A 12,037-nucleotide genomic window follows, 5' to 3' on the forward strand; every position below is an offset into this window, starting at 1 on the left:
CCCGACTGTTCTTTGTCCATCGAGGTTGAGCGGAAGATTTATTACCCTCACGGTAGAACCTTTTCAGGGCACTCACTGCCATAGGCAGTGGTTTTGAAAGGTAATAAAAAAAGGGCGGGGCTGATTGCTGACCCGCCCTTCTCCAGCTAGGAGTTGTCCGGTTTGGTGAATATCGCCGTCAGGGCGTCCTCATACGCTTTGATTTCGATCGCCAGATCCAAGCCGGGAGCGGTGCGCAGCCGCTGGGCGAATTCCGCTCCCCGCAGCCAGGCTTCGCGGTAGTTCGGCGCATACCCTTCGACGGAAGGCGTATCCGGATAATTGATTCCTTCCAGGACGGCGTCCAGGTTGTATACCCACGGCATCACGGCCTCGCGGGCGGCTTTCCAATCCTCCTGGGCGGAAATCAACGCAGGCACCGCAGAAAAAGCCGCGGGCGATTCTTTGTCGCCGACAAGCAGGCTGGCCACGGCGGTGGTGGTCAAGTATTGCAGGACCGTAAAAGCCTCCTGCGGATGGGGACTGCTCTTTAAAATCCGGAATGCGGATTCTTCGACCCGGCCGCTGATTCCATCCTTGTAGGAGGGGAGCACGCCGATGTCCCAACCCCAGGATCCGGCCGGCTCGGGAACCCGGTTGAACGGCTGGACGGTCATGGCGGCTTTGCCGGCGGAAAAGGGCTTGCCGCTTCCGAAGGCCGGGCTGTTCTCCACCGAAGACTCCGCCAGGAAGGGCGGATCGCTCCAGATCGCGTCGTAGGTCCATTGCCAGGCGTCGGCCCAGGCTTCCGGGGTCATGGCCGTTTTGCTGTCCTGATCCCACATCGTTCCGCCCGACCAGTAGGAACCCCAGTAATTCGGATGGTTGGATTCTTCCCAGGTAAAGCCGTATTGGCGGATGTCCTTCGGGCTAAAGTCGGGGTCGGCCGTGTTGCGCCCGGAGCCGTCGACCGTCATCAACCGCGCCAAGGCCGCCAGCGTGTCCCAGGTCCACGCCGTTTCGGTCCCGTCCGGCATGAAGTAGGCTTTGTGGTAGCTGTCGGGCGGGTACGAGTAACCGCTCCGGTTGAACAGCGAGACGTTGTAGAAAACCACAGAGGGATTGACGGCGAAGGGCAGGGCCGTCAAGGCGTCGTCGCTTGTGTAATATTCCAGCATGGCGCGGGTAAACACCGAAGTGTCGAACCCGGTTGTCATGATGATCGGATTAAGGTTCAGCCATTGATCATGGAACGCTCCGGCCGCCGCCAAGCCGGAAGGGCCGACGATATCCGGCCCGTCGCCGGTGTCGATCCGCGCGGCAAGGGTGTCTTGGGCTAATCCCTGGTACACCACCTCCAGCAAGAGCCGGATGTTTTTCTCTTGACCGACGGTCCGGTTGAACTCGTCCGCCGCCGATTGCAGGGCTGCGCGCTGTTCCGGACCGGCCTCCAGCCCCAGGCCGACAAACCAGCGGATGTCCACGCTTTCGGCCGTCTGCGGCTTGGTCGCCGTCGCGCCGGCAGGGGTCGCCGTCGGCGTGCTGCAGGAAGCGAGCGCCGACCCAGCGGTTAGCATGACCAAGATCGAAAAAAACCTTCGCATCGACGAGCTCCTTTCCCATTCCCTACAAATCTGCAAACAATCCGGACGCGTTTTTACCGGCGCTCGGTATCTGACAAGGCGTGCCAAGCGCGTACCCGGGATTATCGCGGAGAAGGTTCACCTCCGCGGGGCCGTCCGATTCACGGAAATGGCTGAAAATAGGCCTGAACCGCCTAATTATATCGCGTCAACCGCGGAAAAAAGCCGCCGCCGACGGCGGTTCATCAATGATTAATGAAAACCATCGGCCCCTCTTCGAAAGATCCCTTCCCCGGCCGGCCGCTTGCGCCGGCATTCTCTGCGGACCTGCTCTTGTGGCCGGGCCTCCCAGCAACTATAATCCCGCCATGAACACGCGGAAATCGGTCTTCCTCTACAGCCCCGCCCTGGAAAAATATCCCTTCCCTCCCGATCATCCGTTTACGACCTCCCGCGCCCCGAAAACACGCGAGCTGATAAAAAGCATGGGGTGGCTCTCCGGTGGGGATCAGATCGAGTTCGATCCGCCGCCGGCGGAGCGCACCGTTATGGAGACCTACCACACCGCCCGCTATCTCGACGCGCTGCGCCGCGCCTCGGACGGCGATTGGAATTATGATTTCCTGCGGATGGGCATCGGCACCGGCGATTGCCCGGTGTTTGCGGGGATGTACGAGCACTCGGTCCTCGCCGCCGGCGCCACTCTTGCCGGTGCGGCCCGGATCCTCGAAGGAACCGTCGACGCGGCCTTCAATCCGCACGGCGGCTTCCATCACGCCTTCCCGGAACGGGCGGCCGGCTTCTGTTACGTCAACGATTCCGTCCTCGGCTGCCTGGCGCTCGCCGAGGCCGGCAAGCGCGTGCTGTACGTCGACATCGACGTGCACAACGGCGACGGGGTCGCCTTCGCGTTCCAGGATCGGGCGGACGTGATGACGATTTCCTTCCACGAGAATCCGCGGATCCTCTTCCCGGGAACCGGGTTCGAGGACGAGATCGGATCGGGGCCGGGCGAGGGATACTGCGTCAACGTGCCGCTGCCGGTTGGCACCTACGACGAAGCCTACCTTTCCGCATTCGACGAGGTCGTCCTGCCCCTGATGGAGGCCTTCGGCCCGGACGTGTTGGTCATGGAACTCGGCGCAGACGGCCTGGCCCAGGACCCCCTGGCCCATCTGCAATTGACCAACAACGCCTACGTGGAAGTCCTGCACCGGCTGACGGCCGCCGGCAAACCCATCCTGATGACCGGCGGCGGGGGGTACAACGTCGAAAACACCGTCCGCGCCTGGGCCCTGGCTTGGAGCGTCCTTTCGGGGCAGGAAGACGCCGGCTACGCCAGCAACGCCGGGATGGGCGGCGTAATGCTCTCAAGCACGGATTGGTCGGGCGGATTGCGGGACAGGGAATTGGTGATCCCGGATCGGCAGAAGGAAGCCGTCACCGAATCGCTGGGGTACACCGTGCGCAAGGTAAAATCCCTGGTGTTCCCGATCCACGGGCTCAAACCATAGGGAGCAACGCCGCCTTGCGCCGGAGGACGATCCGGGCGCGAATCGAAAGGGCGAGGCCGCGGCCTCGCCCTTTTCTGTGCTGCCCCGACGCCTATTTCGATGCCGCCGGTGTGATCCGCGTCATCGCCGCCGCCGCAATCAGGCAGGCGATCCCGGCGATGACGAACGCAGTCCGGTAATCCCCGACGGTAAAGGTCTTTTCCACGAGCTCCCCGGCGGCGTCCTTCGCCTGATAGGGAACCTTGTCGACGACCCGCATCAGCGCCGCGGCCAGGTACGGCCCGGCGATTCCCCCCGCGCCGTAGGCGGTGAACATCCACCCGTAATTCGCGCCGATGTTCTTTGTTCCAAAGAAATCCGCCGTCATGGCCGGATAAAGCGCCAGGTAGCCGCCGAAGCACAGCCCGACGACGGAGATGCCCAGCAGGTACATCGGGTAATCGCGGAAGAAATCCAGCGCCAGCATGGTCGCGCCGCACAGGACGAACATGATGATCAGGGCGGTTTTGCGCCCGATCTTGTCGGAGACGATTCCCCACACGATCCGGCCGGTGGAATTGAAAATCGCCAGGATCGAAACCGCCATCGCCGCCAGCGCGGCGATCTGCCCGAAATCCGCCTCGGGGATCGGCGGTGTGAGACCGGCGATCGAAAAGGACTGCCAGATCGGCGAAGCCTTCATGATCACCTGCAACCCAGCCGCGCAACCGACGAAATAGGTGATCCACAACAGCCAGAAGGACGGGGTCCGGAGCATCTGGGTGGGCGTGAAATCCGCGGCCGACGCGGCCTTGCCCGGCGAGGCCTGCGGCGGAACCCAGCCCGCGGGAACGTAACCGGCCGGCGGATTGCGCAGGAGCTGGGCGCCGGAAACGACGCAGACCAGGAAAATCACACCCAGAGCCAGGAAGGTGTTGAACACCCCCAGCTTGGGGAGCGTAAAGAGCGAGGCGCCCAACAGCTGGTAGGAGCCGCCGGAAATCATGGCCTTGGCCAGCGGTGCAAAGAAGAAAGCGCCCGCCCCGAATCCCGCGACCGCCAGTCCGGTGATCAGGCCGCGTTTATCGGGAAACCACTTGACGCAGGTGGCGATCGGGCAGACGTACGCCGCTCCGATCCCCACGCCGCCCAGGACCGAGAAGGTGAGGATCAACCATGCCAACGCCGTTCCCGGTGCAAATTGCTCCGAGAACCTGGCTAGGATCAATCCCGCACCGAGGATGACTCCGCCGCAGGTGGCCACGATCCGCGGCCCCCGGCGATCCTGGATCCGGCCGGCGAGGATGACCGCCGCGGCAAACGCCGCCAATACGATCTGGGCCGGGAGAGTCACCTGGGTCTCAGTCCAGGATGGGAAGAAGGCCTTAAGCGGGGTTTCGAACACGCTCCAGATGTACACCGCGCCAAGGCTGACCTGGATCACCAGCGCGCCCCCAACCACCCACCAACGGTTCATGGATTTTTGTGTCGCCATCATCTCCTCCGAAAAGAAAGCGTTCGTTTGCTCCGTCCTGTTTTCTCCCTCATCCTGTCATTTTCCCAGCGCCCGCCCGCGCACCCGCCTGCGTAAAGCGGGGGAAGCGGGGCAAGCGGGAGCACCGCGGGATAAGGCGGCCGAAAACCGGATGAGGATCGGACATCAAAAACGGCCGGACGCTGTTTCCGATGCGTCCGGCCGTTGGCCGACCGAATGGTCCGGGCTTTATCCGCCCCGCCCCTTGACCAGCTTCTCGACCACGCTGGGATCGGCCAGGGTGGTGATGTCCCCGAGGTTGTCGGTTTGATTTTCGGCGATCTTGCGCAGGATGCGGCGCATGATCTTGCCGGACCGGGTTTTTGGCAGGCCTTCGGCGAACTGGATCACATCCGGCGTGGCGATCGGCCCGATCTCCTTGCGGACGTGTTTGACCAATTCCTTCTTCAAGTCGTCGCTCTCGTGAATGCCTTCCTTGAGGGTGACGAAGGCGTACAGCGCCTGACCCTTGATGTCGTGCGGCATCGGGCAGACCGCGGCTTCGGCCACCTTCGGGTGGGCCACCAGCGCGCTCTCGACCTCGGCGGTGCCGATCCGGTGGCCGGAAACGTTGACCACGTCGTCGATCCGGCCCATCAACCAGTAGTCCCCGTCCTCATCCACCCGGCAGCCGTCGCCGGTGAAGTACATATTTTCGTACATGATGAAGTAGGTGTCGATAAACCGGTCGTGGTCGCCCCAGGTGGTGCGCATCATCCCCGGCCAGGGCTTGCGGATGCACAGCTTGCCGCCTTCGTTGGCGTCGCACTGCGACCCGTCGTCGCGCAGCACCACCGGATCCACCCCGAACCACGGACGGCTGGCGCTGCCCGGCTTGAGGGTCATCGCCCCCGGCAGGGGAGTGATCAGGAATCCTCCGTTTTCCGTCTGCCAATAGGTGTCGACGATCGGGCAGCGGCTGCGGCCTATCTTTTCGTAGTACCAAATCCAGGCTTCCGGGTTGATCGGTTCGCCGACGCTGCCGAGCACCCTCAGCGAATCGAGCTTGTACTTGGCCGGCCATTCCTCCCCGGCCCGCATCAGCGAACGGATCGCGGTCGGCGCGGTGTAAAAGACGGTGACGCCGAATTTGTCGACCACCTGCCAGAACCGCCCGGGGTCCGGGTAGGTCGGAATGCCCTCGAAGATGATCGTGGTCGCGCCGTTGGCCAGCGGTCCGTAGACGATGTAGCTGTGGCCGGTGACCCAGCCGATGTCGGCCGTGCACCAGTAGATATCGTCCTCATGGATGTCGAACACCCACTTGTGGGAGAGGGCTACGTGCAGCAGGTACCCGGCCGTGGTATGGACCACGCCCTTGGGCTTGCCGGTGGATCCCGAGGTGTAGAGGATGAACAGCAGATCCTCGGCGTTCATTTTTTCCGGTTCGCACACCTCGGGAGCCTTGGCCATCTCCTCGTGCCACCACGAATCCCGCCCAGGCTGCATGTTGCAGGGGTCGTCGGAGACCTTGACGACAATGCACGCCTCGATGCTCGGGGTCTTCTTCATGGCCTCGTCGGCGATGTCCTTAAGTTTGATGTGCTTCCCGCCGCGCAGCGAGACGTTGGAGGTGACGATCGCTTTGCATTCCGAATCATTCACCCGGTCGCTGATGGCGTCGGCCGAAAAGCCGCCGAAGACCACGTTGTGGATCGCCCCGATCCGGGTGCAGGCCAGCATGGCGACGGCCAGCTCCGGAACCATCGGCAGGTAGATCGAGACGCGGTCGCCTTTCTTGATCCCCTTCGATTTGAGGACATTGGCGAACTTGCACACTTCCTTGTGGAGTTCTTCGTACGTGATCTTTCGGACGTTGGAGTCTTCGTCGCCCTGGAAGATGATCGCTGTCTTCTTGGCGGTCGGCGTGCCCAGGTGCCGGTCCAAGCAGTTGTAGGAGACGTTCAATTCGCCGTCGGCGAACCAAGTATGGCGGACCTCACGGTTCTTGGAATTCCAGACATACTCCAGGCTTTTGGCGGGCTTCTTGAACCACGTCAGCAATTCGGCCTGCTTCAGCCAAAATGCGTCCGGGTCGTTGATCGATTGTTCCCACAATTTTTGGTATTCCTCGAGGGATTTCACGTACGCGGTTTTCGTAACCGAAGCGGGCGGAGGGAACTTCCGCGTTTCGGTCATCAGGGAACTGATGGACTTGCTTTGTGCTTCTTGTGCCATAGGGATCTCCTCGCGGTGTGCCTGCGGCAAAAAGCCATCGGAGGGCTGCATGCGCACTCCATCCTCGCAATTTGCCGTTGGCATTGGGATGGGTGAAAGTGTTAATCGGCAGGGAGGTGCCCCGCCGTCAGGGGTGGAGGCAACTCGGGTATTCTAGCCGCGGCGATGGGGAGTGTCAATCCCGCCCTGCAATCCTAGCGTAGGGAATACAGGAAGCGGTTGAAAAAAAAATCACAACCCGGAAATCTTGAGCCGGGTGGGGTTAAAAAATGGCCGCCTCGACGGTCACCTCGTCCGTCCCCGGCGGCGGCATCGGAACCAGGTCGCCCGGCACGGCCTCCCCGTCCACCGCAAGCGAAACGAAATTCCCCTTCCCGCTGCGCTTGACGGTGATCCGGTAGGTCGTCCCGCGGTACTTGCGCACGGCCTTGAAACCCGGCCAGCGCGAAGGGATCACGGGGGCGATCCGCAGGCCGTGCAGAGTCGGGCGGATGCCCAAGAGGTACTGCGTGACCGCGTAGAAGTTCCAGGCCGCGGTCCCGGTCAGCCAGGAGTTCTTCGCCTCACCGTGGGTCGGCGCATCCTTCCCGGCGATCATCTGCGGATACACGTACGGCTCGCAGCGGTGGATTTCGGAGATCTCCTCGCGCACCGACGGGTTGATCCGGCGGTAATACTCGAACGCCCGGTCGCCGTTTCCGACCATGGTCTCCGCGATCATGATCCAGGGGTTGTTGTGGCAGAAGATCCCCGCGTTCTCCTTGTATCCGGGCGGGTAGGAGGAGATCTCGCCGTATTCGAGATAGTAGCGGGAGAACGCAGGCTGGAGGAGGACGATGCCGTGCTCCGTGGCCAGCCGGGCATACACCGCTTCCAGGGCTTTGGTCGCCATCCCGTCCCGCAGGCCGAGCCCGGCCATCACGCACATGCCCTGGCTTTCGATGAAGATCTGCCCTTCCTGGCAATCTTTGGATCCCACCTTGCGCCCGAACCCGTCGTAAGCGCGGAGGAACCACTCGCCGTCCCACCCGTTCCGGACGACGGCCGCCTTCATCCGCTCGGCCTCCCAGCGGTAGCGCCGCACGTCGCCCCGGCGGCCCCTCAGCGCCGCCAGTTCCGCCATCTCGGACGCCGCCAGAACGAACAGCCCGCCGATGAACACCGACTCGGCCGTCCGCCCCTCGCGGTTGGTCGTAGTCTGAAAGGATTGCCCCGGCGTCTCCGAGAAGCAGTTGAGGTTCAGGCAGTCGTTCCAATCCGCGCGGCCGATCAGCGGCAGGCGGTGCGGCCCAAGCCGGTCCAGCGTGTACTGGACCGACCGCCGCAGGTGTTCGTACAACGGCTGCTCTGTTCCGGGTTCGTTTTCAAACGGAACCTTTTCATCCAGAATCGATTCGTCGCCCGTTTCCTTGAGGTAGGCCGCCAACCCCAAAACCAGCCACAACGGGTCGTCGTTAAAGTCGGTCCCGATGTCGTTGTTGCCGCGCTTGGTCAACGGCTGGTATTGGTGGTACGCGCCGCCGCTGCGAAGCTGCGTGGCCGCCAGGTCGAGGATCCGCTCGCGGGCCCGCTCCGGAACCATTTGCACGAACCCAAGCAGGTCCTGGTTCGAATCCCGGAATCCCAGTCCGCGCCCGACCCCGGTCTCGTAAAAGGAGGCCGAACGCGAAATGTTGAACGTGGCCATGCATTGGTAGGCGTTCCAGATGTTCACCATGCGGTCGGTGTGCAGGTCCGGCGTTTCCACCTGGATGGCCGACAGGTTTTCCTTCCAATACGACTGCAGGGCGCGGAACGCCGCCTCCGCATTCGCCCCGTCCCGGTATTTCGCGATCAGCGGCCGGACCGCCTCCTTGTTGACCGTCTGCGAATCCGGCGGAAGGAATTTGGCGCCTTTCGGATTTTCATGGTACCCGAGGAGGAAAAGTATCTGTTTGGATTCGCCGGGGCGCAGCCGGAGTTGGACGTGGTGCGACCCGATCGGCGACCATCCATGGGCGATCGAATTTTGCGATTTTCCGCGCTCCACGACGGCGGGGGAATCCCATCCGCGATAGGCGCCGAGGAACGATTCGCGCCGGGTGTCGTAACCGGTGAGCTTCTCGGAACAGGCGAAGTAGGCGAAATGATCGCGCCGTTCGCGGTACTCCGTCTTGTGGTAAATCACCCCGTCCTCGATTTCGACCTGGCCGGTGTTCAGATTGCGCTGGAGGTTGGTCTGATCGTCCCAAGCGTCCCACAGGCAGAATTCCACCGAGGAAAACACCGAAAGCCGCGCGCTCCGCTTCCGCCGGTTGGTTACGGTGCACTGCCAGATCTCCAGGTTTTCCCCGAGCGGCACGAAATAGCGGGTCACGGCTTGGATGCCCTGGAAGGTGGAGCCGATGACGGTGTAGCCCAAGCCGTGCCGGCAGGTGAATTTTTCCGCTTTATGCCGGGTGGGCATCCAGGAGGGCGACCAGAAGGCTCTGCTGGAGGAATCCCGTAGGTAAATGTAGCGCCCTCCCATGTCGAACGGAACGTTGTTGTAGCGGTAGCGCGTGATCCGCCGCAGACGCGCGTCCTTGTAAAAGGAATACCCGCCGGCGGTGTTGGAGATGATCCCGAAATAGGCTTCACAACCGAGGTAATTGATCCACGGCAGGGGAGTGTCCGGCCGGGTGATGACGTACTCCTTGTGTTGATCGTCGAACCTGCCGTAGCGCATGCACATTTCTCCTCAAGGCGGTTTCCGCGGGCGAGGGCGGCGGGGCGTATTATATACCGCCGCAGGAGGATTTCCGGTTCCGGACAACCGTTTCACCGATTCCATTAGTCCATGGGAATTCCCATGCACTCATGGGAATTCCCACGCTTTTTATGCCGCTTTTCCGGGATCCTTCTTATACTCGGTTTGTCCGGCGGCAACCGCTTCACGGCGGATCCGCCGCCGATCCCGAAACGGCGCACGTCTTCCTGCACGGAGAAACGGAATTGTCCGCGGATCCCGCCCGGAACGATCCCCCGAGAAAAGTTTGGATCCTCATCGTCGACGACGATCCTGATACGCGCCGGTTGCTGCAGTTGATTCTGGCGCGGGCGGGATACGAGGTTGCTTCGGCCGCCGACGGCAGGCAGGCTCTCCAGGCGCTGTCGGATTCCGTTCCGGATCTGCTCTTATCGGACGTGATGATGCCCGACCTCGACGGATTCGCGCTGTTGAAGCGGGTCCGGTCCAACCCCGCCACGCAAACCCTGCCCGTGATCCTGCTGACGGCGAAGACGACGATCAACGACGCCGCCGAGGGTTTGGGGTTGGGAGCCGACGATTACCTCACCAAGCCCTTCCAGAAAAACGACCTGCTGGCGCGGGTCCGGGCCAAGCTCGACGGCCGCCCCGTCCCGGCCGGTTGTTCCCCCCGCCGCTGCGGTCCATCGCGATAAAGGCGGCCAACCAAGATCCGTGCGGCCCGCGCCTTGCCCGCCCGCGCTCCCGGCGGGCGGGTGCGTTATAATGGCGTATGCTCACTGCTCCCCGCAAAATCGGATTCGACAACGAGAAGTACCTCGCTCTGCAAACCGAAGCCATCCTCGAACGCGTAAGAACATCCGGCAACAAGCTTTACCTCGAATTCGGCGGAAAACTGCTGTTCGACATGCACGCCTCGCGGGTCCTGCCCGGCTTCGATCCGTGCGTCAAGATGCGCCTGTTGCACAACCTCAAGGACCAAGCCGACATCATCCTGTGCATCTTCGCCGGCGATATCGAGCGCAAGAAGGTCCGCGCGGATTTCGGAATCACCTACGACGCGGACGCGGTCAAGTTGATCGATGATCTCCACGACCGCGGTGTGTCGGTGGCGGCTGTGGTGATCACCCGCTTCGAGGATCAGCCGGCGGCGAGCATCTTCCGCAAGAAGCTCGAGCGCCGCGGCATCCGGGTCTTTACCCACAACGTCATCCCCGGATACCCCACCGACGTCGGGCACATCGTCAGCGACGCCGGCTACGGCCAGAACGCCTACGTGGAGACGGCCAAGCCGCTGGTGGTGGTGACCGGCCCCGGCCCCAACAGCGGCAAGCTCTCCACCTGCCTTTCACAGCTTTACCACGATTACCGCCGCGGGGTGAAGGCCGGTTACGCCAAATTCGAAACTTTCCCGATCTGGAACCTGCCGCTCAAGCATCCGGTCAACGTCGCCTACGAAGCGGCCACCGCCGACATCAGGGATTTCAACCTGATCGATCCGCACCACCTCGAGGCTTACGGGGAAATCGCCGTCAACTACAACCGCGACGTGGAACTCTTCCCGGTGGTCAAGCGGATTCTGGAGAAGATCACCGGCGAGAAATCCGTCTACTGCTCGCCGACCGACATGGGCGTGAACAAGGCCGGCTTCGGGATCACCGACGACGCGCTGGTCCAGGCGGCGGCCAAGCAGGAAGTCATCCGGCGCTATTTCCGCTGCGCCTGCGAATACGCCTTGGGGTTCTGCGACCATGATACGGTCCGGAGGGAGGAGCTGCTGCTCGAGGAATTGGGCATCCGCCCGGAGGACCGCCCGACGGTCCTTCCAGCGCGGACCGCCGCCAAGCAGGCCGGCCTGACGGGCAAAGGCAACGAGGGCATCTACGTCGGCGCGGCCCTTGAATTGCCGGACGGCGGGATCGTCACCGGGAAGAACTCGGTCCTGATGCACGCCGCTTCCGCCACCGTGTTGAACGCGATCAAATCGCTGGCGGGCATCCCGGACCGGATGCACCTCCTGGCGCCGAACGTGATCGACGCCGTGGGGACCTTCAAGCGGGAAACCTTCGCGGCCAAGAACGTCAGCCTCTCGCTAGACGAGACCCTGACCGCCCTGGCGATCAGCGCGACCACCAACCCGATGGCGCAGGAGGCGGTGGCGCAGCTCAAGAAATTGCGCTGCTGCGAGATGCACCTGACCCACCTGCCGACCTCGGGCGACGAAGCCGGCCTGCGGCGGCTGGGCGTCAACCTGACCAGCGAGCCGAACTTCGCCAGCAAGAATTTATCCGACTAGGCGCCGCGCGGATTTGACGGAAAGGCCGGGATTCCGGCCGGGGCGGGGTTCTCGACGGCGCCGGCATCCCGTTGGGCGCCGAATTCAAGCCCCTTTTGCTTGACATTCCCACCCCCCGCGGGTAGAATTCCCGCGCTTCATAAACAGCCCAATAAACAACCGCCGAGATAGCTCAGTTGGTAGAGCACGCGACTGAAAATCGCGGTGTCCCCAGTTCGATCCTGGGTCTCGGCACCTCCGCGGAAG

At 62.7% G+C, this 12,037-nt stretch carries 7 protein-coding genes and 1 tRNA gene; 4 read left to right on the forward strand and 4 right to left on the reverse strand.

The features are described 5' to 3' along the window. Positions 1-146: 146 nt before the first annotated feature. Positions 147-1,583: an extracellular solute-binding protein gene (locus JW929_10090; GenBank protein ID MBN1439748.1), complete on the reverse strand. Its 1,437-nt coding sequence runs from the start codon at positions 1,581-1,583 to the stop codon at positions 147-149. A gap of 347 nt (positions 1,584-1,930) precedes the next feature. Between JW929_10090 and JW929_10095 the strand changes: the two genes are divergently transcribed. After that, positions 1,931-3,076 carry an acetoin utilization protein AcuC gene (locus tag JW929_10095; protein MBN1439749.1) on the forward strand — a complete coding sequence of 382 codons (1,146 nt, stop codon included), beginning with the start codon at positions 1,931-1,933 and terminating at the stop codon, positions 3,074-3,076. A gap of 91 nt (positions 3,077-3,167) precedes the next feature. On the opposite strand, the gene JW929_10100 is transcribed toward JW929_10095, so the two are convergent. From JW929_10100 to JW929_10110, 3 genes are all read right to left on the reverse strand, one after another. After that, positions 3,168-4,550 carry an OFA family MFS transporter gene (locus JW929_10100; GenBank protein ID MBN1439750.1) on the reverse strand — a complete coding sequence of 461 codons (1,383 nt, stop codon included), beginning with the start codon at positions 4,548-4,550 and terminating at the stop codon, positions 3,168-3,170. A 228-nt stretch (positions 4,551-4,778) separates the two neighbouring features. Then, positions 4,779-6,767, reverse strand: a complete 1,989-nt coding sequence (gene acs, locus JW929_10105) for an acetate--CoA ligase (GenBank protein ID MBN1439751.1) — start codon at positions 6,765-6,767, stop codon at positions 4,779-4,781. A 262-nt stretch (positions 6,768-7,029) separates the two neighbouring features. Beyond that, complete coding sequence (locus JW929_10110) at positions 7,030-9,474, reverse strand: glycosyl transferase (protein ID MBN1439752.1); 2,445 nt, start codon at positions 9,472-9,474, stop codon at positions 7,030-7,032. Between the two features lie 152 nt (positions 9,475-9,626). Here JW929_10110 and JW929_10115 point away from each other — a divergent pair, with 152 nt between their 5' ends. The 3 genes from JW929_10115 to JW929_10125 all read left to right on the forward strand — a co-directional run bounded on the left by JW929_10115 (position 9,627) and on the right by JW929_10125 (position 12,025). Next, positions 9,627-10,190 carry a response regulator gene (locus JW929_10115; protein ID MBN1439753.1) on the forward strand — a complete coding sequence of 188 codons (564 nt, stop codon included), beginning with the start codon at positions 9,627-9,629 and terminating at the stop codon, positions 10,188-10,190. Positions 10,191-10,267: 77 nt separating this feature from the next. After that, positions 10,268-11,791: a DUF1846 domain-containing protein gene (locus JW929_10120; GenBank protein ID MBN1439754.1), complete on the forward strand. Its 1,524-nt coding sequence runs from the start codon at positions 10,268-10,270 to the stop codon at positions 11,789-11,791. Positions 11,792-11,952: 161 nt separating this feature from the next. Continuing rightward, positions 11,953-12,025, forward strand: a tRNA-Phe gene (locus JW929_10125). Positions 12,026-12,037 lie beyond the last annotated feature (12 nt).

Source organism: Anaerolineales bacterium (assembly GCA_016928575.1).
Taxonomy (GTDB): Bacteria; Chloroflexota; Anaerolineae; order Anaerolineales; family RBG-16-64-43; genus JAFGKK01.

Excerpts from the sequence above, each read along its gene's own strand:
- JW929_10090 (MBN1439748.1), bottom strand. The coding sequence starts at position 1,583 with ATGCGAAGGTTTTTTTCGATCTTGGTCATGCTAACCGCTGGGTCGGCG.
- JW929_10095 (MBN1439749.1), top strand. The coding sequence starts at position 1,931 with ATGAACACGCGGAAATCGGTCTTCCTCTACAGCCCCGCCCTGGAAAAA.
- JW929_10100 (MBN1439750.1), bottom strand. The coding sequence starts at position 4,550 with ATGGCGACACAAAAATCCATGAACCGTTGGTGGGTGGTTGGGGGCGCG.
- acs (MBN1439751.1), bottom strand. The coding sequence starts at position 6,767 with ATGGCACAAGAAGCACAAAGCAAGTCCATCAGTTCCCTGATGACCGAA.
- JW929_10110 (MBN1439752.1), bottom strand. The coding sequence starts at position 9,474 with ATGCGCTACGGCAGGTTCGACGATCAACACAAGGAGTACGTCATCACC.
- JW929_10115 (MBN1439753.1), top strand. The coding sequence starts at position 9,627 with ATGCCGCTTTTCCGGGATCCTTCTTATACTCGGTTTGTCCGGCGGCAA.
- JW929_10120 (MBN1439754.1), top strand. The coding sequence starts at position 10,268 with ATGCTCACTGCTCCCCGCAAAATCGGATTCGACAACGAGAAGTACCTC.